Annotated in this window: 22 protein-coding genes; 16 read left to right on the plus strand and 6 right to left on the minus strand. The window is 65.9% G+C overall.

Annotated features, from left to right (window positions below; genetic code table 11):
* Both ARGLB_RS21355 and ARGLB_RS21360 read right to left on the minus strand, forming a co-directional pair.
* Positions 1-810: ABC transporter permease (locus tag ARGLB_RS21355; RefSeq protein WP_003806223.1), on the minus strand; the 810-nt coding region annotated here is incomplete at its 3' end.
* A 71-nt stretch (positions 811-881) separates the two neighbouring features.
* Positions 882-1,877 (minus strand): substrate-binding domain-containing protein, encoded by a 996-nt coding sequence (locus ARGLB_RS21360; RefSeq protein WP_003806224.1) that lies wholly within the window; start codon positions 1,875-1,877, stop codon positions 882-884.
* Positions 1,878-2,145: 268 nt separating this feature from the next.
* On the opposite strand from ARGLB_RS21360, the gene ARGLB_RS21365 reads away from it, so the two are divergent.
* From ARGLB_RS21365 to ARGLB_RS21375, 3 genes are all read left to right on the plus strand, one after another.
* A complete protein-coding gene (locus tag ARGLB_RS21365; RefSeq protein WP_003806225.1) occupies positions 2,146-3,042 on the plus strand; it encodes a sugar phosphate isomerase/epimerase family protein in 897 nt (298 codons plus the stop codon).
* Between the two features lie 5 nt (positions 3,043-3,047).
* A complete protein-coding gene (locus ARGLB_RS21370; RefSeq protein ID WP_003806226.1) occupies positions 3,048-3,278 on the plus strand; it encodes a hypothetical protein in 231 nt (76 codons plus the stop codon).
* A 99-nt stretch (positions 3,279-3,377) separates the two neighbouring features.
* On the plus strand, positions 3,378-4,790 hold the full coding sequence (locus tag ARGLB_RS21375) for an MFS transporter (protein ID WP_003806228.1): 1,413 nt from the start codon (positions 3,378-3,380) through the stop codon (positions 4,788-4,790).
* A gap of 61 nt (positions 4,791-4,851) precedes the next feature.
* Here the strand turns inward: ARGLB_RS21375 and ARGLB_RS21380 are convergent, their stop codons facing one another.
* Both ARGLB_RS21380 and ARGLB_RS23430 read right to left on the minus strand, forming a co-directional pair.
* Positions 4,852-5,331, minus strand: coding sequence for a hypothetical protein (locus ARGLB_RS21380; RefSeq protein ID WP_003806230.1), 480 nt, complete (start codon positions 5,329-5,331; stop codon positions 4,852-4,854).
* 84 nt (positions 5,332-5,415) lie between these two features.
* Entirely contained in the window at positions 5,416-5,817 is a 402-nt protein-coding gene (locus ARGLB_RS23430; protein WP_003806231.1) for a CBU_0592 family membrane protein, read from the minus strand.
* Positions 5,818-6,081: 264 nt separating this feature from the next.
* Here ARGLB_RS23430 and ARGLB_RS21390 point away from each other — a divergent pair, with 264 nt between their 5' ends.
* Positions 6,082-7,005, plus strand: a complete 924-nt coding sequence (locus tag ARGLB_RS21390) for a LysR family transcriptional regulator (RefSeq protein ID WP_003806232.1) — start codon at positions 6,082-6,084, stop codon at positions 7,003-7,005.
* 153 nt (positions 7,006-7,158) lie between these two features.
* The gene (locus ARGLB_RS23435; RefSeq protein WP_139023443.1) at positions 7,159-7,308 is read left to right on the plus strand and encodes a lmo0937 family membrane protein; all 150 of its coding nucleotides are present in this window, start codon (positions 7,159-7,161) and stop codon (positions 7,306-7,308) included.
* 18 nt (positions 7,309-7,326) lie between these two features.
* On the opposite strand, the gene ARGLB_RS21395 is transcribed toward ARGLB_RS23435, so the two are convergent.
* Positions 7,327-9,333 carry an ABC transporter ATP-binding protein gene (locus ARGLB_RS21395; RefSeq protein WP_003806233.1) on the minus strand — a complete coding sequence of 669 codons (2,007 nt, stop codon included), beginning with the start codon at positions 9,331-9,333 and terminating at the stop codon, positions 7,327-7,329.
* Positions 9,330-11,093 carry an ABC transporter ATP-binding protein gene (locus tag ARGLB_RS21400; protein ID WP_003806234.1) on the minus strand — a complete coding sequence of 588 codons (1,764 nt, stop codon included), beginning with the start codon at positions 11,091-11,093 and terminating at the stop codon, positions 9,330-9,332. Before ARGLB_RS21400 ends, ARGLB_RS21395 begins: the two co-directional genes overlap by 4 nt.
* A 159-nt stretch (positions 11,094-11,252) precedes the next feature.
* Between ARGLB_RS21400 and ARGLB_RS21405 the strand changes: the two genes are divergently transcribed.
* The 11 genes from ARGLB_RS21405 (at position 11,253) to ARGLB_RS22555 (ending at position 23,653) form a co-directional block, all read left to right on the plus strand.
* Positions 11,253-11,750, plus strand: coding sequence for a hypothetical protein (locus ARGLB_RS21405; protein ID WP_003806235.1), 498 nt, complete (start codon positions 11,253-11,255; stop codon positions 11,748-11,750).
* The gene (locus ARGLB_RS21410; RefSeq protein ID WP_003806236.1) at positions 11,747-12,268 is read left to right on the plus strand and encodes a YbaK/EbsC family protein; all 522 of its coding nucleotides are present in this window, start codon (positions 11,747-11,749) and stop codon (positions 12,266-12,268) included. Before ARGLB_RS21405 ends, ARGLB_RS21410 begins: the two co-directional genes overlap by 4 nt.
* A 19-nt stretch (positions 12,269-12,287) precedes the next feature.
* Positions 12,288-13,136 carry a PhzF family protein gene (locus tag ARGLB_RS21415; protein ID WP_003806237.1) on the plus strand — a complete coding sequence of 283 codons (849 nt, stop codon included), beginning with the start codon at positions 12,288-12,290 and terminating at the stop codon, positions 13,134-13,136.
* Between the two features lie 382 nt (positions 13,137-13,518).
* On the plus strand, positions 13,519-14,100 hold the full coding sequence (locus tag ARGLB_RS21420; protein ID WP_003806238.1) for an AAA family ATPase: 582 nt from the start codon (positions 13,519-13,521) through the stop codon (positions 14,098-14,100).
* A gap of 284 nt (positions 14,101-14,384) precedes the next feature.
* Positions 14,385-15,344, plus strand: coding sequence for an SRPBCC family protein (locus ARGLB_RS21425; protein ID WP_003806239.1), 960 nt, complete (start codon positions 14,385-14,387; stop codon positions 15,342-15,344).
* 512 nt (positions 15,345-15,856) lie between these two features.
* A complete protein-coding gene (locus tag ARGLB_RS21430) occupies positions 15,857-16,951 on the plus strand; it encodes a glycosyltransferase family protein (protein ID WP_245531589.1) in 1,095 nt (364 codons plus the stop codon).
* Positions 16,938-18,155, plus strand: coding sequence for a glycosyltransferase family 4 protein (locus ARGLB_RS21435; RefSeq protein WP_003806243.1), 1,218 nt, complete (start codon positions 16,938-16,940; stop codon positions 18,153-18,155). The genes ARGLB_RS21430 and ARGLB_RS21435 overlap by 14 nt, the downstream gene beginning before the upstream one ends.
* Complete coding sequence (locus ARGLB_RS21440; RefSeq protein WP_003806244.1) at positions 18,155-19,360, plus strand: glycosyltransferase family 4 protein; 1,206 nt, start codon at positions 18,155-18,157, stop codon at positions 19,358-19,360. Before ARGLB_RS21435 ends, ARGLB_RS21440 begins: the two co-directional genes overlap by 1 nt.
* Positions 19,357-21,264: an ABC transporter ATP-binding protein gene (locus tag ARGLB_RS21445; RefSeq protein WP_003806245.1), complete on the plus strand. Its 1,908-nt coding sequence runs from the start codon at positions 19,357-19,359 to the stop codon at positions 21,262-21,264. The genes ARGLB_RS21440 and ARGLB_RS21445 overlap by 4 nt, the downstream gene beginning before the upstream one ends.
* Positions 21,261-22,556, plus strand: a complete 1,296-nt coding sequence (locus tag ARGLB_RS21450) for a phosphotransferase family protein (RefSeq protein WP_003806246.1) — start codon at positions 21,261-21,263, stop codon at positions 22,554-22,556. The genes ARGLB_RS21445 and ARGLB_RS21450 overlap by 4 nt, the downstream gene beginning before the upstream one ends.
* Positions 22,553-23,653, plus strand: a complete 1,101-nt coding sequence (locus ARGLB_RS22555) for a phosphotransferase (RefSeq protein WP_003806247.1) — start codon at positions 22,553-22,555, stop codon at positions 23,651-23,653. The genes ARGLB_RS21450 and ARGLB_RS22555 overlap by 4 nt, the downstream gene beginning before the upstream one ends.

Raw genomic sequence — 23,653 nt, forward strand, 5'->3', positions numbered from 1 at the left:
GCCCTCACCGGACTGCACAGTGTTGAAGGCGAAAAGGTTGTGCATGCCCAGGATCCAGCCGCAGAACCCCACGGCCATGAACAGCCCGATCTTGGTCTTGGTCACCGGCACACCCACCGCGCGGGCGGCGTTCGCGTCGCCGCCGGCCGCGAAGATCCAGTTGCCCACCCGGGTGCGCAGCAGCACCCACGACGCCACCGCCACCAGCGCGATCCAGATGAACACCGTGACGTTGACCTCGATACCTGCGATGTTGACGCTGGAGGCAAAGATCGCCCGTGCTGCCGCGAATCCTTCAATGTCCGAGACGGAAGGGGTTGCCACCGCTCCGCCGATAAGGCGGGTCAGGCCCAGATTCAGGCCGGCAAGCATCAGGAAGGTCGCGAGGGTGACGATGAAGCTGGGCAGCTTGGTCTTGATCAGGATCCACCCGTTCAGGAACCCGATGCCCAGCGAAACGACGAGGGCGAAGGCGACCCCGATCCAGATATTCATGCTGAAGTACCAGCTGAACATGGATGCCGCCAGGGCAGACGTGATGACGGCGACGCCGGTGGAAAGGTCGAACTCGCCGCCGATCATCAGCAGAGCCACACCCACGGCCATGATGCCGATCGTGGAACTGCCGTACAAGACGGTGGCCAGCGAGTTCGGCTGCAAGAACACAGGGGCTATCGCGGAAAAGAAAATGAAGAGGACAACTGCTCCGACGAGTGCTCCGATTTCAGGCCGGACAAGCAGTTTCTGAAGGGGACTCCGTGAGCTGACGCGCTCATCAGGAGTGAAGGTTGTTAGGACAGCATTGGCCATGATTTTGACTCCTTTGCGTGGGGCGCCGGGCCCAGTACCGAATCCGGCACCCCACGGTTATCTCTTGCTGTTTAGCGGATGCCCGACTGGGCGAACTTGGAGACCTCGGCGGCGTTGGTCTTGTCGACGACTGCGGGACCGGTGTAGACCTGCTGGCCCCCTCCGACCTTGAAGCCGCCAACCTTGTTCAGCCAGATGGAGTCGACTGCTCCATAACCCTGGAGGTACGGCTGCTGGTCGACGGTGAACTCGACGCTTCCGTTCTCAACGGCCTTGGCCAGGTCCCCGTTCAGGTCGAATGAGGCGACCTTGACCTTGCTTCCGGCTTCCTTTACGGACTTCACGATGGTCAGCGTGAACGGGGCGCCGAGTCCGATGATGGCGTCAGCATCCGGGGTGGACTGAAGTTTGGCGGTGACGGTCGAAGCCACCGAAGTCATATCGGCACCATTGACATTGAGGCTTTCGGACCCCGGGACCTGCTCCTTTACGCCCGCACACCGGTTCTCCAGCCCCACGTGTCCCTGTTCCTGGATGACGCAGATGGGATGCTTGATCCCCTCGGCGGCGAGCCGCTGGCCGACTGTCACGCCGGCGAGCTTGTCGCTCTGGCCGAAGTGGGTGATCGCACCCATGGCCTTGGACTGGTCTTCGCCGGCATTGAAGCTCACTACCGGAATGCCCGCGTCGACCGCCTTTTTCACGACGTCCTTCAAGGCGTCCGGCTTCGCGAGGGTGACCAGGATCCCGTCGACTTTCTGGTCGATGGCCTGCTGGACCAACTGCGCCTGGCGGCCGCCCTCAGCGTCACCGCTGTAGAGCAGCTCCACGTTGTCCTTCTTGGCAGCGCTTTCTGCGCCTTTCCTCACGATGTCCCAGAATGTGTCGCCGGCCGCCGCATGGGTGATCATTGCTACCTTGAGCCGGGCGGTGTCGGCCACTTGGCCTCCCCCGCTGCCGGAGGCTGCAGGCTCGGTCTTGCCCCCGGTGCTTGAGCACGCCCCCAGTGCCAGAAGTGGAACGACGGCCAGAGCGGTCATGCCCCGCCGCCAGTTGAACTTTGCCACGTGAAATCTCCTTTGATTCGCCATACCCGACCGTGAACTGCTGCTTCTGAACCCTGCCAAGACATGGAGGGAGGACGGGGGCCGGTGGTTTTGTGAACGGATGTGATCCACATCATTTTGTGGAACGGTCCAACGTTAGAACGCGCGGGAAGCATTTGTCAATGGACCGTTCCATCGCACCAATGGACCGTTCCATCGAACTGTGGTTTTATATGAGGACACCTCGCCGCTCTGGCCAACGACCATCATTTGCTTCAAAGGAGAAACAATGACCACCAAGCCTGCTCCGGAGCTGGTCGCATCCTGCTGGACCAGCGCAGGAGACGCTGCGCCCCTGCGGAACCCCGAGACCAGTCCCGTCCCCATTGCTGAGCGGATCGAAGCGATCGCTGCCACCGGATGGTCAGGATTTGGATTGGCTCACGACGACCTTGCCGCTGCCCGCTCCACCCTCGGATTCCACGGGCTGCGAAAGCTGATCGATGATGCCGGGCTCAGCTATGTCGAGGTCGAATTTCTGAGCGACTGGTGGGACGACAGCCTCAGCCATGACTGGCGACCCAAATTCGATCTCCTCCTCGATGCCGCCGAGACGCTGGGCGCACGTTTCATCAAAGTCGGAACGGCTTTCGGGGACGCTGCACCGGATCTGGAAATGTTCGTTGATCCATTGCGGCGCCTGACCGCAGAAGCAAAGGCAAGAGGCACCCGGATTGCCCTCGAACCCATGGCTTTCTCCGCAGTCCGGTCCATACCTGCAGCCGCCGACCTGATGCGGTCCGTGGGCATGCCGGAATGCGGCCTGGCGGTGGATTACTGGCATGTCTTCCGTGCCGGCACCACGCTGGAGGAGCTCTCCGCAGGCCTGACCGCTGACCAAATCTTTGCAGTGGAGCTCAACGACGCAGACGCAGACGTACGGGGAACACTGTTCGAAGACACCCGGGACAACCGACAGCTGTGCGGGCACGGTGCACAGGACGTCACCGGCTTCATCACCACGCTGCAGGACCTCGGCTTCGACGGACCCTGGGGAGTGGAGATCCTGTCAGAAGATCACCGGTCGCTTCCGGTCCGTGAGGCACTGCGGTTGGCACGCACCACGGCATTGGAGTGCTTTCCAGCATTGCGCAGGCAACCGGATAACGCTCTGGAAAGTGTCTGAACACCGTGAAAAATCAGCTCCATCTCCAGCACGACTGGGGGCCTGTGGCGGGCGAACTCGTTGAAATCCGCCATGGCGGGCAGGCTGTCCGCGCGGGAATCGTGGACGGAGTGACCGCGGACGGCGGCATCCTGTGGCTGGCCGCCCAAGGGGCGGAGCCCCGCTCCATGTTCGAGCGCTCACAGGGGTTCAGCGTCTGGATCGAATACAGGTGGGAATCAGCCGCCGCGCAGTAGTTCGTTGGGCCTAAGGGAAGCGGACGACGGCGGGACGTCCCGCCGTCGTCCGCTTACGGGCCGTATCCGTGCCGGTCTGCTGTCAGTACACTGGGACGCATGACCGAGCAGGAACCCGCCCCGGTCGCGGATGCCGAGGCTCCGACTCTGACCGATCCCGACGCCGTCGATACGTCCTTGCGCAGTCCCAAACAGCGGTCCCGCACCTTCGCCGGAATCCTGGTGAATACCGCGCTTGCCAACATCACCACCAGCTATCTCTGGTTCGCCCTGACGTTCTGGGTGTACCTGGAGACGCGCAATGTGATCGCCACCGGCGTGGTCGGCGGCGCCTACATGCTGTTGATCGCCCTGTCCAGCATCAGCTTCGGCACCTTCGTGGACCGCTACCGCAAACTGGCCGTGATGCGCTTCGCTGCCGGCTTCACCCTGGTGATGTTCGTGCTGTCCGGGGTCATGTTCCTCCTTACGCCCGCCGCCCAAATCCTGGATTTGGCCCAGCCCTGGTTCTGGATCTTTACGCTGATCATCCTGGTCGGAGCGGTGGTGGAAAACATGCGCAACATTGCGCTGTCCACCACGGTCACCATCCTCATCGAGCCGGACCGGAGGGCCAACGCCAACGGGCTCGTGGGAATGGTGCAGGGACTGATGTTCATCATCACCTCGCTGCTCTCCGGGCTGTCCGTCGGGCTGCTGGGCATGGGGTGGACGATCGTCGTCGCCCTGGTTCTCACCGCCTTGGCGTTCGCGCACCTGCTCACCCTGCGCATGCCAGAGGAAGTGCGTGCCGCCGCCACAGATGCGCAAGGCGGATTCGACCTGCGCGGTTCACTCGCTGCCGTGCTTGCCATCGCCGGATTGTTCGCGCTCATCCTGTTTTCCACGTTCAACAACTTCATCGGCGGCGTCTACATGGCGCTGATGGATCCGTACGGACTGGAGATGTTCTCCGTGGAGATGTGGGGGGCCGTCTTCGCTCTCGGCTCCACCGGCTTCATCGTGGGCGGCGCACTGATCGGCAAATTCGGGCTCGGCGCCAACCCGCTGCGCGCCATGCTCATCGCCGTGGCGGTGATGGGGCTCCTCGGTGCGGTGTTCACGTTGCGGGAGTGGGCCTGGCTGTACGTCGCGGGCATCTGGCTGTATCTGGTCCTGATACCGTTCGTGGAAGCCGCCGAGCAGACCGTCATCCAGCAGGTGGTGCCCCTGCCCCGCCAGGGCCGGGTGTTCGGATTCGCCATGGCCTTCGAGTCCGCTGCGGCACCGGTCACCGCATTCCTCATTGCCCCGATCGCCCAGTTCTGGATCATCCCGTACGCACGGTCCGCCGAGGGCGCCGCCCAGCTGGCCCCGCTCCTGGGCGAAGGCACCTCCCGCGGCATCGCCCTGGTCTTCCTGGCGGCAGGAGTCATTATGATCGCGGCCGCGTTGGCGGCTTTTCTGACGCCGGTCTACCGCAGGGTTTCGGCATCGTATGCGCGGGCCGCTGCTGGCCCGGAAGCGGGATGACCTTCCGGGCCTCCGCGGCGGTCACAAACCGCGAGGCCTAGGTCCGCGGTGTGATGCAGGGCTACCGGTACCAGCCCACGGCGCGGTCGTAGTTGCACTCCAGCGCGCCTGTACCTGGGTCAGTGCCTCCTCCGGCCGGGAAGTAGATGGCGCCAAAGTTAGCGGCGTCCGCTTCGATCCGTCCCTGGGCCCAGATCTGAGCTGCCTCCAGATCGGTCTCGGGGATGGGTTCCCGCGTGGTGCGGCCCGTCTCGTGATGGATGTCCAATTGGTACTCCCCGGGCTGGGACGTCCCGGGATAATTGCCGGGGTCCTGCTCGTCCCGTCGGCTTATGAGCACTTGGGCGGCAGCATGGAGAGTGGACTGTTTGCTTGGTGCGCTGCCTTGCTGCTGCTGTTTAATTCGGAGGCCCGATGCCGCGCTTTCAACGGTGTCCTCTGGCGTGACGAGGTAGTCTGAGCCGCTGACGTCAGCTTCTGAGCCCCCGACACTTTTCAGATGCTGCCCGAAGTGATCGGAGCTGCTTTGGATGGGGTTCATGCACCCTCCTTGAGGGTATTCGCGGCGATTGCCGACAGGTCCCACCCTAGACCTATTTCACCGCTTTCGGGTCGTGCGCCCGGGTTATGCGCAGCGGGCAGCCCGAGGCGCTTCAATGATAGCGAGCTGGCCGGTTTCGGGGACGCCCGGAAACTGCACCTGCGGCGCTTCAACAATGGCCAGCTGGCCGGTTTCGGGGACACCCGGAAACTGCACCTGCGGGGCCTCTGCAGCGGGCGCCGGCGACTCCTGTGTGGCGCGCATGCGAAGAAGTGCCACCGCGGAAATGAGGAACCAGGCGACGTTCGTGACCACGGACGGCCACGCTTCGTGGAATGCGCCATTGACAATGAAGGCGCACGAACCGAGGAGATTCGCGGTCTGGAATCCTTTGCCGGCCTTCAGCCAACCCATGGACACAGCCAGGTACGCACTGAGAATCGCAACCGCGCCGGCCCAACCGGAGATCTCCCACAGCAGTTCCATGATGTCCTTTCAGAGTTGATGCCCGGCCGCCATTCGCTGGGCGGAGTGAAGATGACGGGCGATATGTTTTGTTTGGAAGAGGCGTCATTGCCGGAGGGAAACAGGCATCGCTGGATCGGCGCATGCTCAGCCGTCCGGGCGTGGATCTCCATCGCTGGACGGTCCGGCCTGTATCCCTTGTCCCTACTTTTACTGCAATTATGGGGACGGAACAGCTTTAGATCAATTGCATTCCACTGAAGACATGGTTTAGAACTACTTAACATGGATATCGATCCGCGCCGGCTGCGAGTTCTTCTTGCGGTTGCCCGTACGGGCGGAGTGCTCGCCGCGGCTGACGAACTGGGGATTACGCCGTCTGCCGTGTCCCAGCAACTCAATAAATTAGAGGACGAGACGGGTCACGCTTTGGTGGTGCGAACGCCCAAAGGCTCGGTCTTGACACCCGCGGGCCTGGCCATAGCTGAAGCCGGCGAGGAGATCGAACGCGCACTCAGCGTCGCCCGCGCCCGGATAGAAGGCGGGGCCAAGATCGCGGGGGTCGTGCGGGTGGGCGGATTCACCAGCTTTGTCCGTACGGTGGTGATCCCGCGCCTGCCCGAGTGGCGCATCCAGTACCCGCAACTGCAGATCCGGATGATTGAGGACGACTACCCCGCCTTGATGCGGCTGCTCCGGCAGCGCGCGCTCGACGCCGTCGTGGTCGAGCTAGATTCGACGACGCCCGGTCAACGTTCGCTCTCCGCTGGCATGACCGAGGAGCCCCTCCTGGACGAGCCCTGGAAACTGGTCGTACCCGCGGGTGCCCTGCTCAGCACCGAGAACATCGATCTTGGCCGGCTGCCTCTGCCGTGGCTCGGCGTCGAGCCCTCAGCCGCCAACGCTGCGGTGCTCGGTCGGCTCCGTGAGTCCACCGGAGCCCAGATGGAGACCGTGCACCAGTACCAGGACACGCTGACCGCCCTGGCACTGATCGCCGCCGGCGAGGGTGTCGCCATTGTGCCCACGTTGGCGCTGACCGGAGTCGTCCAGGACGGCGTGGACGTCCTGGACGTCCCCGGGCTGGGTACGCGACGCATCGTTCTGCGGCGGTTCGACCGGCGACGGTCAGCCAGTATGCCGGTGGACACGGTAGCTCGCCTTCTGCGGGAATCGGCTGCGGCGTTCGACACCCGGTCGACAACCTGACCTGCTCTTTATGTGTCCAGTGCTCTCTGGACACATAGGCGGGGTACGGCTATTTGCGGCTGCCTGCTCCGGGCGTAGGGTGAAAGCACCGCAGCTGGAGCGGCGGGGACGCCACATAGCGTTTCCATCCGCGAGGAAACGAAGGAGATTCTCATGTTGCTTTGGATAGCCATCATCATTGCAGTTCTCTGGCTTCTCGGCCTGCTCGGCAACATCGGCGGCGGACTAATTCACCTGCTTTTGGTCATAGCCGTGGTGGTCCTGGTCTTCCACTTCATCCGCGGCAGGTCCTCCCGCGTGTAGGACGACAGGACGACAGGTTTAAACCTCCGCCGCGGGCGCCGCGAACTGCGCCTCGTACAGCAGCGCATATGCACCGCCCGCGGCCAGCAGGGACGCGTGCGTGCCCTGCTCCACGATCTGCCCGGCCTCCATCACCAGGATGAGGTCGGCGTCACGGATCGTCGAGAGGCGGTGCGCGATCACGAAGCTCGTCCGGTCCGACCGCAGCGCACTCATCGCCTTCTGCACCAGCAGCTCGGTCCGGGTATCCACCGAACTGGTGGCCTCGTCCAGAATCAGCACCGATGGCCGGGCGAGGAACGCACGGGCAATGGTCAGCAGCTGCTTCTCGCCGGCGGACACGTTGGAGCCCTCATCCTCGAGCACCGTGTCGTACCCTTCGGGCAGGGCGCTCACGAACCGGTCCACGTATGTCGCCTGCGCCGCCTCAAGGATTTCCGCTTCCGACGCCGAGGGCCGGCCGTACGCGATGTTGTCCCGGATGGTCCCGCCGAAGAGCCACGTATCCTGCAGCACCATGCCCATCCGCGAGCGCAGCTCGCGCCGGGGAACCGAGGTGACGTCCACGCCGTCGAGCGTTATCCGCCCGGCGTCCAGCTCATAGAACCGCATCATCAGGTTCACCAGGGTGGTCTTGCCGGCCCCGGTGGGGCCGACGATCGCCACTGTCTGCCCCGGTTCCGCCACCAGGCTGAGGTCCGTGATCAGCGGCTTGTCCGGTGAGTAGGAGAACGAGACGTTCTCGAACACAAGGCGGCCCCGGCCGCCAACAGGAGCAGGGCCGGCATCCTCAACCGACTGCTCGTCCTCATCCAGCAACGAGAACACCCGCTCAGCGGACGCCACCCCGGACTGCAGCAGGTTGGCCATGGACCCCAGCTGGGCCAGCGGCTGGGTAAACTGCCGCGAGTACTGGATGAACGCCTGCACATCGCCCAGCTGCATCGCACCGGACGCCACCTGCAGCCCTCCCACCACCGCGATCCCCACATACACCAGATTCCCGATGAACGTCAGTGCCGGCATGATGAGGCCGCTGATGAACTGTGCCCCGAAGCTCGCCTCAAACAGCTCCGCATTCTTCTCCCGGAACCGCTCCTCCACCTCCCGCTGCCGGCCGAACACCTTCACCAGCGCGTGCCCCGTGTACGTCTCCTCGATCTGCCCGTTCAGCTCCCCCGTGTGCTTCCACTGGGCCACGAACAGCTTCTGCGAACGCTTGGCGATCAGCGCCGTCGTCACCAGCGTCAGCGGCACTGTGACCAGCGCTATCAGCGCCAGCACCGGCGAGAGCAGGAACATCATCACCAGCACGCCCAGCACCGTCAGCAGCGACGTGACGGCCTGGCTGATCGACTGCTGCAGGCTCTGCGAGATGTTGTCCACGTCGTTCGTCACCCGGCTGAGCAGTTCGCCGCGCTGGATGGAGTCGAAATACCGCAACGGAAGCCGGTGGATCTTCGCCTCGATCCGCTCGCGCAGCCGGTACACCGTCCGCTGCACCACGCCGTTGAGCACGTACGCCTGGATCCAGCCGAACGCCGACGCCAGCACATACAGCGCCAGAGCCCACAGCAGCACGTTCGCCAGCGCCGCGAAGTCGATTCCCGCCCCCGGCGTCAGGGTCATCGCCCCGAGCATGTCCGCCTGCGCATCCTGGCCGGACGCCCGCAACCCGGCGATCACCTGTTCCTGGCTCGCCCCGGCCGGCAGGTTCTTGGACACCGCGCCGGCAAAGATCAGGTTGGTGCCCTCGCCCAGCAGCCGCGGCCCGGTCACCGAAAACGCCACGCTGACGACGGCGAGCGCCAGTACCAGCACCAGCCACGCCCGCTCGGGGCGCAGCTCCCCCAGCAGCCGCAGGGCGGACGGCCCGAAGTTCAGCGCCTTCTCCGCCGGGACATTCATCCCGGCGAACGGTCCGCCGCGTCCCGGTCCGCCGGCGGGCCGGGGAATGCGTACGACGTCGGCCTGCCGGGTTCCCGGGGCAGCCCCGGTTCCCCGGGGGCGGCTTGAGGTGCTCATGCCGCCTCCTCCGCCGCCAGCTGCGAGGACACTATTTCGCGGTACGTCTCCGACGTCTCCAGCAGCTCCCGGTGCGTTCCGCACCCGACGATCCTGCCGCCGTCGAGCACCAGAATCTGGTCCGCGTCCACGATGCTGGAGACGCGCTGGGCGATGATCACCAGCGTGGCACCGGCGGTGTCCCGCCGCAGCGCCTGCCGGAGCCGGGCGTCCGTCGCGGTGTCCAGCGAGGAAAACGAGTCGTCAAAGATGTACAGCTCGGGCCGCTTCACCAGCGCCCGGGCGATCGCCAGCCGCTGCCGCTGCCCGCCGGACACGTTGGTGCCGCCCTGTGAAACGGGCGCGTCCAGGCCGCCCTCCATCTGCCGCACAAAATCCTCGGCCTGCGCGGTGGCCAGCGCCCTCCACAGCTCCTCCTCGGTGGCGTCCGGCTTGCCGTACAGCAGGTTGCTCCGCACGGTCCCGGAAAACAGGTACGGCCGCTGCGGCACCAGGCCGATATGCCCCCACAATCGGTCCGGATGCAGCTCGCGCACGTCCACGCCGCCCATCCGCACCGACCCGGAGGTGGCGTCGAAAAGCCGCGGCATGAGGTTCACCAGGGTGGTTTTCCCCGAGCCGGTACTGCCGATGACCGCCGTCGTCCGGCCTGCGGCGGCGGTGAAGCTGACGCCGCTCAGGACCGGCCGTTCGGCACCCGGGTAGGCGAATCCGACGTCGCGCATTTCCAGCTCACCGCGGGCGGTGCCGGTTCCAGTCTCGGTGCCGGCCTCTTCCGCGAACACCACCGGGTTTGCCGGCGGCCGGACGGACGACTCCGTCTCCAGCACCTCGCCGATCCGGTCAGCCGAGACGGCCGCGCGCGGGATCATCACGGCCATGAAGGTGGCCATCATGACGGACATCAGGATCTGCAGCAAATAGCTGAGGAACGCCACCAGTGTGCCCACCTGCATGGAGCCGTCCTCGATCCGGAACGACCCGAACCAGATCACCGCCACGCTGGACACGTTCAGCACCAGCATCACCACGGGAAACGCGAGCGCCATCAGCCGCCCGGCCCGCAGCGCCGTGTCCGTGACGTCCGCGTTGGCGCCCGCGAAGCGCTCCGTTTCCAGGTCCTCGCGCACAAACGCCCGCACCACCCGGATGCCCGCCAGCTGCTCCCGCAACACCCGGTTAACGGCATCGATCCGCAGCTGCATCAGGCGGAACAGCGGCACCATCCGGCTCACAATCAGGCCGACACCGATCAGCAGCACCGGCACGCTCACCGCGATCAGCCACGACAGCTGGGCATCCTGCCGGACGGCCATCACCACGCCGCCGATGCTGAGCATGGGCGCGGCCACCATCAGTGTGGCGGACATCAGCACCAGCTGCTGGACCTGCTGGACGTCGTTCGTGGACCGCGTGATGAGGCTCGCCGGGCCAAACCGGGTGACCTCCTGTTCGGAGAACCCGCCCACCCGGGTGAAGATCGCCCCACGCAGGTCGCGCCCCATCCCCATCGCCGCCTTGGCACCGAAGTACACTGCCGTCACCGCGCAGGCAATCTGCAGCAGGGTGATCAAAAGCATGAGGCTGCCCACGCGCAGGATGTAGCCGGTGTCCCCTCTGGCAACGCCCAGGTCAATGATGTCCGCGTTCAGCGTGGGGAGATAGAGGGAGGCAACGGACTGCGCCAACTGAAAAACGACGACGGCGATCAGCAGCCGCCGTTGCGGCTGCAGGTACCTGACAAGAAGCTTCCAAAGCATCCAGGTGCACCCTCGCAGCAGGTCCTCGAAGTGATGGGAAGGCCAGTGTACGTCCGGCGGCTGGGGACAGACTGTAGGCTGGGGCCGTAGCCGGAATTCCGGAAACGGCAAATTCAGCACCGTAAATCGAACACCGCAAATTGAAGAATGGGGACTTCATTGAGCGATCAGCAGTTGGGCTTTGGCGAGCCCGGAAACATACCGGCGGCTGTCCGGCTCTCGGCAGCCTGCTGGGTGGCCAGCGCCGTGGTGGCCGGCATGATGCCCGTCATCCTGGAGGTGGCTGGCATCGACTTTGGCCAGTCGATCCCGGACTGGGCGGTGCCCTATCTGGTGGCGTTCGCCGTCCCGCTGACAGCCCTGCAGGTATTGGCGGCCCAGCATTTGCTGCAGGGTGCCAGATGGGCCCGCATTCTCCTCACTGTCGCCGCAGCCCTGTCGGCGCTCGGCGCACCCGTCGACCTGACGGCCTTAATCCTTGCCGGGCTGGTCCTGACGCTGGCCGGGGCAACGCTGATGTGGCTGCCCGCATCCAACCGCTTTTTCGTGCTGCACCGCAGCGTCCCCGTCTATCCCGTGCCGGCACCTTCCGGCGTTGACACGGCCCTCGCTGACACCGGCCTCGCTGATACCGCCCTCAAGGGAGAACCTCTGTGACTGACACGCTCCTTCTGCCCGCCGTGGCCGAGGCCCTGGCCGCCCACGGCGTGGCCCACGAGGTCCTGGAATGCTTACCGGATCTGGCGGACACTGCGGAGTTCTGCGCCCACTACGGCTTCAGCCTGGAGCAGGCGGCCAACACCATCCTGGTCGCCTCCAAGAAGGTGGAGCCGCCCCGCTATGCGGTGTGCGTGGTCCTGGGCACCACCCGGCTGGACGTGAACCGCTCGGTCCGCGCCCTGCTCGACGTCAAGCGTGCCTCCTTCGCCGACGCCGGCACCACCACCGCGCTGACCGGCATGCTGGTGGGCGGCGTCACCGTGCCCGGCATCGTCGGGCTTCCCGTGTATGTGGACCAGGCCGTGATGGACGTGCCCCGGGTGGTCATGGGAGGCGGCAACAGGTCCAGCAAGATCGTCCTGGACCCGGCCGAGCTCCTCAAACTGCCGGGAGTCGAGGTGGTGGACGGGCTCGCCGGAGCGCGTACAGCCCCCAGCCACGATATGCAGGGCTGAAGTCCAGAGGAGGAACAGCATGTCCGCCACCGTGAACGAATATCCCTTTTCGCAAGTCGACGTTTTCGCCCCCGGGCCAAGGCCCGGCAACCCGGTTGCCGTTGTCCATGACGCCGACGCCCTGACCGCCGACCAGATGCAGAGCTTCGCGAACTGGACCAACCTCTCCGAGACGACGTTCCTGCTGAAGCCGACACAGCCGGAGGCTGACTACCGCCTGAGGATCTTCACACCAGCGTCCGAGTTTCCTTTCGCCGGGCACCCCACGCTCGGCTCCGCGCACGCGTGGCTGGAGAATGGCGGCCGCCCGCAGCGCCCGGGCGAACTCGTCCAGGAATGCGAGGTGGGGCTCGTGAAGATCAGCCGAACCGACAGCGAACAGTTCTTCGAGGCGCCGCCGCTGCTCCGTTCCGGTGCCGTGGAAACAGAAGTGCTGGAGCGGGCCGTTGCGAGCCTGGGCATCACATCCGAACAGGTTCTGGACAGCAACTGGGTGGACAACGGACCCGGCTGGCTCGGTATCCGGCTGGCCTCGGCCCGGCAGGTTCTCGACCTGGCGCCCGACTTCGTGGCCATGGGGCGGCTGATCGTGGGTGTCATCGGCCCCTACGGAAACGGCGGCCCGGCGGACTTTGAGGTGCGCGGCTTCCTTCCCAGCCTGGGCATCCCCGAAGATTCAGTCACCGGCAGCCTGAACGCAGGCCTCGCCCAGTGGCTGGTCGGTTCGGGTGCAGTGGCCGCCAACTACACCGTCAGCCAGGGCACCGTCCTGGGCCGCGGCGGCCGCCTGACCATCACCAGCGAAGGCGGCCGCATCTGGGTCGGCGGCACCAGCCGCACAGTCATCCGGGGCAGCGTCTTCCTGTAGTTTCCGAGGCCGCTCGAATTCCCGCCCGTTCGACGAACGTGCCGGGGACGGGCCGGTGCCCCATTGCGCCTGCCCGTCCCAGTCCGTGGTCTTCGTCGGTGACCTGGATGGTGATCTTCGTGTCGGGTCTCTTGCGGGGCCGCGGCGCTTCTGCACGGCCCCTGCGCAATACTGTCCCCCGCAACGCTCAAGAATGGCGCAACTTTCGGGCAGGATCACTGCAAGATCCGGTGGGCCCGCCGTCGTGCGTTTTAGGGCCGTGCGCGGACCGTGAAGACTGCTGCGGACGGCTGGTGATTGGAACAAAGCAAGTGACGTGCGCCTCAAAGCAGCAACGTTGCCCGGCCCCTTAACGTTGGACAGTGAGACGGAAGGAGGCCACATGCTCATTGTTCTGACAGGAATCGACGGTTCGGGAAAGACGACGGCGGCCCGTTCCCTGGTTGCCGCAGTCCGGGCGGAGGGTAAGGACGCGCTTTTGCTGAGCAACTATGCCGGCCGGCGGCGGATGTCGCTGCTCAGCGCCAAGCTCGGCATCAGGCTGCCATCCCGCCTGGCCGACGCCGCCGAAACCACCATGCGGGTATTCAACGTGCTGGTGTCGCATACCCGGGCATCCCGGTTCCATGGCCTTGTTGTCATGGACCGGCACCTTCATTGCCAGCTGGCGCTGCGCGAGGCAAAGGGCCTGCGCCGCGGACGGCTGCTTCCCTGGCTGCTCCGCACGCTGCCCGCCCCGGACGTGGTTCTCCATCTGGACGTCAGCCCAGAAACCGCGCACCAACGGATCCTGGCGCGCGGGACGGACGAGGAATCCGTGGCCGAACTGGCCGCCCTCCGGAATGCCTACCGCGCACTGCCCGAGCACGCGGACATGGTTAGGATCGACGCCGGCGGCACCCCGGGCGACGTGCTGGCCAGGCTGCTTGACGCCGTCGATTTCCGCCGTCGACTCAAGGTTTAGTCAAGAATTCACGAAACGGCCAAATAGGCCTTCCCTCAGGTTCCGCCGGCTGTACATTGGTGCCAGCTCTCCTCTTTCCCCCCAAACCGGAGTGCTGGAAGCCTCCGCGCTGGAGTCGTCTGATTCGCGCGGAGGCTTCCCCTTTCACCCTCCGCACCGCCTTCACCCCGACACCGCCGGCCATGGCATCCTCTGGCCACGCCCCGCCCTCAACGATATAGTAAGCATGCTGATGACTTCGGATTGCCGGACCATCATCTGTTCACTTCGACGAAGGAGACACTATGAGCACGAGGGTTGAGAAGCGCATTCTGGTGAACGTGCCGGTCAGCACGGCATACAACCAGTGGACCCAGTTCGAAGATTTTCCGCATTTCATGGGCGGCGTCAAGAAAGTGACCCAACTCAGCGATGACCGCCTCGAGTGGGTGGCTGAGATCGCGGGCGTGAAGCGCAAGTGGGAGGCACGGATCCTCGAGCAGAAGCCGGACCAGAAGGTTGCCTGGGCCGCCACGGAGGGGGCCACCAACGCCGGCTCGGTGGAGTTTGAAGACGTGGGCGGAGGCCAGACCTCCATCAGGCTGTTCATCGACTACGAACCCGAGGGGCTCGTGGAGAAGATCGGCGACAAGCTGCACGTCGTGGAGCACCAGGCCGAGGCAGACCTCAAGAGGTTCAAGGCATTCATCGAGGACGAAGGCTACGCCAGCGGCGCCTGGCGGGGATCGGTCAATGAAGGCGGCTCGGTGGGGACCCCTGGCGTTGAGCACGCTGCCGGGTCGCTCGGCGACAGCGGCAAGGCCGGCGTCTCCGGCAAGATGGCGGCTGCTGCCGGAGTGGCGGCTGCTGCGGGCGCGGCAGCAGCAGTTGCCGCGGGCGGCAAGGACAAGGACGCCGACACCGTTTACGTCGTCGACGAGACGGTCACCCCGGTGGTTCCGGAGTACACCGAAACCACCGTCGTTACCGACACGACCGACGCCCCGGGCTTCTCCGGCGGAACTGCGGCGGACACCGTTGCCGGCGGAACTGTTGCCGGCGGAACTGCAGCCGGCGCCGGCTCGGCTCTGACGGACGAGACCGTCGCCCATCCCTTCGACCAGACCAACGGACTGATTGACGACGAAGGCGACTCGGACGAAACCGCCGCGAGCGACACACGCAGCGCCGCAGACCGGGCCGAAAGCGCAGACCGCGATCCCGGCACCATCCCGCCGCTGGGCGGCACGTCCGGCCAGCACTAGCAAAACCAAGTGCCGCCGTCGACCTTTTTTCGACGGCGGCTGCCAACACAATCCCGAAACGACGGCGGGAATACCCGCCGTCGTTTTTTAGTCGTTTGCTGCCTTAAATATCCGTTCGAACGCTTTGTATTGAGCATTGACCTCCACGTCACGCCGTGGCAACGTGGGATTCATCTTTCATGCCCCCAATGCTCGGGGCAGAGCGCAAGCCGTTTCTTGCCGTGGCGCGTATGCCCGGCAAACTAAAGTTAATGCCTCAATCGTTGCGGCAGCGATGCCGCGTGCCCGGACATCTGAGATCTTTGGCGGTTCTCTCATTTCCGACAAAGTCTTCTCTTAGAGGCCTGCCGAACAAGCGTTGTGTTGCGCTTCGGCAGGCTGTGGGGGCCCAAATGGAACACTTAAGAATTGTTCTTTATTCACACGACTCGGTGGGTCTCGGTCACGTTCGGCGCAATCTCGCGCTTGCCCACGCCCTGAGTAACCAGCTTCCCGTCCTGACGGGTCGTCCTGTGACAGGCATCCTCGTTTCCGGCACGGCACTGGCCCCCGGGTTTGACGTTCCTGCCTGCTGGGACTGGGTCATCCTGCCCGGAGTGGAAAAGAGCACTGCCGGCTATCAGCCCCGCAACCTGAGCGTTCCGATGCAGGACCTCATCTCGCTCCGCGCCGGCCTGCTCGAATCCGTGCTGGGCAGCTTCCGACCCGACCTGGTGGTGGTTGACCGCCACGCCACCGGCATCCACCGCGAACTTGAAGCCGCCCTGCGCCGGGCACGCGCGGCCGGGCCCGTCCGCACAGTTCTGGGACTGCGCGAGGTCCTGGATGAGCCTAAGGCAGCGATCGCCGAATGGGAGAAGGTGGGCGGCGCGCCACTGGTCAAAGACCTGTTTGACGCCATCTGGGTTTATGGGGACCCCGCTGTGCATGATCCCGTTGCGTGCGGGGAAATACCGCTGACCGTAGGGAAGCTGATCCACTACACCGGCTACCTTGCGGCAGGGCGGCCGCCCGGCTCCGGGAAGCTCCGCGTGCAGCGCCCTTATTTCATGACGACGGTGGGCGGCGGCGCTGACGGGCACGCCCTGGCAGCCATGGCAGCGGCGACCGATCTGCCGCCGGGAGTGGGGCACCTGATCGTTGCCGGGCCGCAAATGCCCGCCGAACAGCTCAACGATCTGCGCCTACACGCCACGGCGGGCACCAGAATCGTGGACACTCTGGACGACATGGTGCTTCATCTGCGGGGGGCCCAGGCCATCGTGTCCATGGGTGGCTACAACACCGTGTGCGAAATCATGAGCACCGACGTTCCTGCCCTGATTGTGCCGCGCATCCACGCCCGCTTCGAGCAGCGGATCAGGGCCGCCTCCCTGGCTTCCGCGGGGTACCTGGAATATCGCGAGATCACCACATTGACGCCGAGGTTCCTCTCCGGCTGGCTGGTCCGCCGGCTGGGCAGCAGGGTCGACCGGAGGCAGGCGCGGCTTGACGGGCTGGTCCGCGTGCCGCAGCTCGCGGCCGAACTCCTGCAGCCCCTGCTGCACCCTGACGCATCCTCGGCGGCCAGCAGCTCACGGGAAGGTGCCGCGCATGTTGCAATCTGAACCGGCTACCGCCTACATCCTGAAAATGTACCCGCGGTTCTCCGAAACGTTCATCGTGTCAGAGATTCTGGCACGCGAGGCAGCCGGCGACAGGATCGAGATCTTCTCCCTGCGCCCGCCCAACGATCCGCGGTTCCATCCCGAGCTGGCGCGGGTCAAGGCACCCGTAACGTATATTGGCCGCCCGAAGAGCGCCGAGCGTGTCTGGGAGACCTTCCGCGCCGCGGAAGCCGCCGGTCTCGCCCCGGCTGTGTCCCGGGTTTTCGCGGAACTGGCCACCATGGACACAAACGATGCTCTTCAGGCCATCAACCTCGCCGTCACCCTGCAGAACCACAAGATCAGGCACATGCACGTTCACTTCGCGTCAATCCCCACGACCGTGGCGAGGCTTGCCTCGGCCATTACCGGCATCCCCTATTCCTTCACGGCCCACGCGGTGGATATTTTCGTTGGGGCCGTCGACGACGATCTCCGGACCAAGTTTGACCAGGCCCACCACGCCGTGACGATCAGCGAGTACAACCTGAGGTTCCTCCGCCGCCGCTTCCCGGACGTTACCTCCCGCCTGCACCTTGTGCGCAACGGCCTGGAGCTCGAGCGCTTCCCGTACCGCGACCCCCGGCCTGTCGGCGCCACGGTGCGGGTAGCCGCCGTCGGACGGCTCGTGGAGAAGAAGGGATTCCAGCATCTGATGCCGGCGGCCGCGGAGCTGGTGTCGCAGGGTTTCCCGCTGGACATGAGGATCGCCGGCACGGGGGTGTTGGCCGACCAGCTGCAGTGCACGGTCGGTCAGCTCGGGCTGGACAGGCACGTGAGGCTGCTCGGTCCGCAGACCCAGGACCAGGTCCATGAGCTGCTGGACTCCTGCGACGTGTTCGTTGCTCCCTGCGTCGTAGCGGCGGACGGCAACGCGGACGGGATGCCAACGGTGCTGCTGGAGGCCATGGCCGCCGGGGTGCCCTGCATCTCTACGGCAGTAACGGGCATTCCCGAGGCTGTACGGAACGGGCAGACCGGAATCCTGACGCAGCCCGGCCAGCCCCATCTGCTCGCCCAAGCGATCCGCCGCATGAGTTCACCAGCCACAGACCGGGTTGTGCTGGCCAGGAACGCCCGCGCACTGATCGAGAAGGAATACGACGCGCGGCGGCAGGCTGAGGCGCTCCGGGCCCTGTCGCCGGCGGCAAGGAAGGTAGCGTGATGCGCGTCGCCTATGTTTGTGCCGACCCGGGAGTCCCGGTCTTCGGCACCAAGGGATCATCAGTCCATGTGCAGGAAATCGTGCGGGCTTGGCACCGGGCCGGGGCCGATGTCACGGTCTACTGCACCCGTGCAGGGACCGACCGGCCGGCGGATTTGGCCGGGCTGCCCGTCGTCGAAATCCCGCCTCACCGCGCTGACCGGGCAGGGCCTGTTTACGGGGCCGGGCCAGCTTCTGGGGAGGAGCGGGAGCGTGCCATCGAAGAGGCAGCAGCGGCCCTGGCGGAGGCGGTGGTCCGGGACGGCTGCGACGTGATCTACGAGCGCTACTCGCTCTTCAGCCGGGCCCTGGCCATGGCCGCCGGAGCCCTACGGGTCCCAGGGGTGCTGGAGGTTAACGCGCCGTTGATCGAGGAACAGCAGCAGTACCGGCAGCTGTTCGACCGCCGTCTGGCCGAGGCCGTACTCCATCGCAACGCCCTGGCAGCGGACACCGTGGCCGCTGTCTCGGAGCCCGTGGTGCGGTGGGTGAAGCAGCGCGTTCCCGAGGCCAGGACCGTGCTGGCACCCAACGGCGTAAACACGGAACGGATCCGTCCCCGGCCGCGCGGCCGCCGCCACCCGCGCCAACTGACCGTGGGATTCGTGGGCAGCCTGAAACCCTGGCACGGTGTCCCCGCCCTGCTCACCGCGGTGGCGCTGGCCAACGCCGAGGCAGGCACTGACGGAAGGTGGACCGTGAAGATCATTGGCGACGGCCCCGGCAGGCAGAACCTCGAGAGGGCTGCAGCGGGGCTGGGCGTCGAGGCGGAGTTCACCGGCGCCGTGCCGCCTGATGCGGTGCCCGGGCTGCTGCATAAATGCGATGCCGCCGCTGCTCCATACCCGCAGCCTGTCCCCGACCGGGACGACTACTTTTCACCGCTGAAGGTCTACGAGTACCTTGCCGCCGGCATGCCGATCGTGGCCACGGCGGTGGGCCAGATACCGTCCATCCTGGAAGACGGACGCACAGGCCTGCTCGTTGCGCCGGGCGATCCGGCGGCCTTCGCCGCAGCATTGAACCGTCTGGCGGCTGACGCTGCGCTCCGCGAACGGCTGGGCACCCAGGCCCGGGCCGCCGCCGTCGAACACCACAGTTGGGACGGTGTGCTTGCCCTGATCACCGAGTCGCTGGCAATCCGGCGGGAGGTGGCTTGGCCATGACCGCGCACGCCCACCGGGCCCAGCCGTCAGCGCAGCAAGCGGCCGCCGCGCGGAAGCAGGCGTGGCCGCCACGGCGCGGGCGGAACGCCGGGCCGTCAGTACCGGAGTCCGGGCTTCGGCGCACGCTGCGGTGCGTGCGCCCGCATCTCCAGGGCCATCGCCTCCTCATGACTGGTGGATTCGCCGGACTGACGTTCGACGTGGTTTTCCGCCTGGTGGAACCGTGGCCCCTCAAGCTAGTGGTCGATGCCGTTTCCCGCTCGCTTGGCGCCACACTCCACAAACCCGGGCCCTCGATGGACGCCAGCCTGCAGACGCTCATCCTGTGCGGGGCGGCGGTGGTGGCCATCAGCATCGGGCGCGCCATCGCCAACTACTGGTCAGCAGTCTGCTTCGCCCTCATCGGCTCGAGGGTCGCTGCGGACTTGAGGGCACGGGCCTTCCGCCACGTGCAGAGCCTGTCCATGCGCCACCACACACGTGCGTCCACCGGGGACACAGTTCAGCGACTGGTGGGTGATGTGTCCCGCCTGCAGGACGTGGCAATCACCGCCGGGCTGCCGCTCATGGGCAACATGGCCACCCTGGCGGCGATGATCGGCATCCTGCTCCTGCTGGATCCCCTGCTCTCGTTGGTAGTGGTTTTGGCAGGCGGCGTCTTCGTGCTCCTGTCCCGCGCCAGCTCAGGCCAGATCACGGCGGCGGCCGGCAACTCCCGCAAGGGTGAAGGGCACCTGGCCACGACGGCCGCGCAGACTTTGGGTGCCATCCGCGAGGTCCAGGCTTACGGCCTGGAGGACACCATCAGTTCCAGCTTCCGCAGCAGCAACCAGGCAACCTTGGGAACGGGTGTTGCGGCGCTGCGGCTCGCCGCAGGCCTCGAGCGGCGCACGGACGTGCTGATCGGCGTCGCCACGGCAGTGGTCTTGGCCGGCGGCGGCTGGCGGGTCATGGAGCACGTGATCACGCCGGGTGACCTGGTGATATTCCTGATGTACCTCAAGACGGGAATGAAACCGCTCAAGGACGTGGCGAAACAAATTGGCCGGATCGCCCGGGCCACAGCCTCCGGTGAGCGCGTGGCGGACTTGCTGGAAGCACAGACGGACCTGCCGGAGTCCGCCCATGCCCGCCGCCTGGACAACAGGAACCCGGACATCGTGATTGAAGGCGTCTCAGCGGGTCACGGCGACGGAATGGTGCTCCACGGGATCCACCTGACCATTCCGGCCGGTGAGCACGTGGCCATCCTCGGCCCGTCCGGCGCCGGAAAGTCCACTCTGGCCAGCCTGATCCTGCGCATGCTCGATCCCGCCACGGGGTCGGTCAGGGTGGGCGGCGCGGACCTGCGGGAACTTAAAATCGCGTCCGTGCGGTCCCATGTGTCCATCCTGCTGCAGGACTCCGTGCTGTTCGGTGCCTCCGTCCGGGACAACATCCGGTTCGGCCGGCTCGACGCCACGGACCGGGAAGTCGAGGAGGCTGCTGCCCTGGCCCAGGCCGGCGACTTCATCCGGTCTCTTCCGGACGGCTACGACACAGTACTGGGCGAAGCGGCGAAGGACCTCTCCGGCGGCCAGCGGCAGCGGATCGCCATTGCCCGTGCCATTCTCCGGCGGGCCCCGATCGTGATTCTCGACGAAGCGACAGCTGGCCTGGACCCCGCCTCCCGGGATTCCGTCCTGCAGGCCCTCGCCGCCCTAACCCGCGAACGGACCTCCATCACGATCACCCACGATCCCCACTCCGCTCGTTCCTGCGACCGCATCGTGTGGCTCGAAAACGGCAGGATTGTGGAGGAGGGACGCCCGGAGGAGCTGCTGCGGGATCCCGGGTCCAGGTTCTCCCGCTGGATGGATGACGAAGACCCCAGCCGGCCCGACGAGAAGCTGGAAGTGCAATGAACGCCTCGCACTCCGAGTTCAAGAACCCGGACCGTTCCTTGGCCGGACGCGATGATGCGCTCCCCGGCCTGCCCTACCTGTTGGACGACGCCCGCCTGTCCTCGTTGCTCGGCGAAACCGTCCGCGTGACCCGGGTCCGCTACAAACCCCGCACCTCCCTGCTGGTGGCATTCCGGCGCATCCGCAACGGGAGTTTCGATTACGGCTGGGCGCACACCTTGTCCTCTCCCGCCAAGCTGTTGAGGCGCGAAAGTACATCACGGTCCCGTGGCGGGAACGTACGCATTCTCCGGCCCGATCCCAGGCAGGACGACATGCTGGTGGCGGTCGGCGGCACTGCCGACGACTGGGCCCTGCACAAGAACCTGTTGTGGCTTTACGAGCACGGCATCGAACGGCTAGGGCTCCACTACGGGCCGGACACTGGCCTGCCGGCCGGCAGCAGCGTGCTGCGCTACAAGCCCGAACGTCGGCTGGTGCTCTTAGCATCCAGCACCGCGGCCCCGGTAGTGCTCAAGGCCGCCGCGAAACCTGCCTCGCCCGGACAACAAGCACATTTCCTGGACCGGCTACGCCTGCACGGTGTTCCCCTCCTCCCCCAGTTGGGGGACACGGAATGCCTGGCGAATGGAATCAGCGCCTGCGTGGCCTGGGGCCGGGGTGACCTCACCGAGTTCGACGACGATTCCAGAGCCTTCACTGCCGGGGAAGCCCTGGCCAGACTGCATGGGATACCGATCACCGGCAGGACGGTTGCCGAAGCGGCTGATTCCAGCCTCCAGGACGGAGCGGGCAGCTGGCTGGCCCAGGTCACCGCGCAGCTGAAGGCCACCCGCAGCATGGTCTCCTCTCTAGTCCCTGCATACGAGGAACCGGCACGGTGCATCGAGGCCGAGCTCGGTTTCCTGCTGTTGGAAGGAGCCGGGTCCGGCCGGGTCCTGGTTCATGGCGACTTCTCTCCGGATCAGGTGCTGGTGGGAGGGTCAGAGGTTCGTCTTATCGATTTCGACCGTGCGCGTCCCGGGATGGCGGAGGCCGATCTGGGATCGTTCGCCGCAGTGGAGGAGACGGTGCTGCCGGGATGGGAGAGAGCACATGCAGGTGGCCCGAAGACAGCCCGCCTCATCGAAGGCTACGTCGGAGCGGGCGGCCGGTTCTCACAGACCGCGGTAGATGCCTGGGCTGCTTTCCGGCTCTTTAACAACAGCGTTGAGCCCTTCCGGAACCGGTCCCCGGAATGGGCGGCAGGCATGTCCTGGCATCTCAACCGGGCAATGGAGCTGATCTCGTGAACTGGCATCCTCCCGTTCCCCACCGGGTGACCGACGCCGCCGGAACCGTTTGGTCCGTCCGGCGGGCGTGGCCCGGCGCTTCGGCGGGCCGATATGTCCTGGAAGTCCGGAATCCGGCCCGGCCCGGTGTCCTGGCGGGCCACTTCAGTGAGGGCCGGTTCGACCCCGTCACTGTCAATGACCACCGCTTGCCCGCCCTCTCCGCAGAATCGTCGAAGGGCGAAGTTGTGGTTCACCGGGCCCACAAACGCGCTGTGCTGCGCACTTCGGCAAGCTACATCAAGGTGTTCCGCCCCGGATGGGCGCCCGCGGCGGCCGTCGGCCACGGCACAGCCACCGCTCCCCCGGCCGGTGGCGGCTTCAGAACCCCCCGGCTGATCAGCGTCGGGCAGGATGTCCTGGTCTTCAGCCCCGTCGCTGGCCGTTCCTTCTACGAGCTCGGCCAGGATCAAACCGGCATCACCGATGCGTTCTATGCCAGCAAATGGGATGAGTGGCAGCGGGCCTGGACGGCGACTTTAACCGGAGCCGGCAGCACGGCCTTTCTGGAGCGCCTTCCGCTGCACGACGCAGAGGCGGAACTGGTCATCCTGCGGCGTTGGATCGAGCACTGGCTGCGCCACAGCGAGGGCATCGCCGAAGCCGCTAAGGAACGCGCGGCTCTCCTGGCACGGGCCGATGTGGTGACGGCCGGCCTCCTCGCCACGCCGCGGGATCGCCTGGGCTGGGCCCACGGGGACCTGCATGACAAGCAGATGCTTGGCCAGGGCTACCCGGGTGCGCCGGGCCTGCTGGATTTTGACGAGGCCTGCACGGCCGAGGCGGCCTTGGATCTGGCCAATCTGGACGTGCATCTGGAACTCAGGTGGCGGCAAAAACTGCTGACCACCCGACGGTATGACATCGCCCACGCCAGCATAATGTCCGCGGCCGAACGCATTCACGCCAGCCCCGGCAGGCTTGCCGCCTATGCCGCTTCCACACGGCTCCGGCTGGCATGCCTGTATTCGTTCCGGCCGCCTTGGGGGCCGCAGGCAGCCACGTACCTAACGTCCCTGGACCCGGCCCCGCGGGAACAGCCAGAAAGCCGACACTAA

The organism is Arthrobacter globiformis NBRC 12137 (assembly GCF_000238915.1).
Lineage (GTDB): Bacteria > Actinomycetota > Actinomycetes > Actinomycetales > Micrococcaceae > Arthrobacter > Arthrobacter globiformis.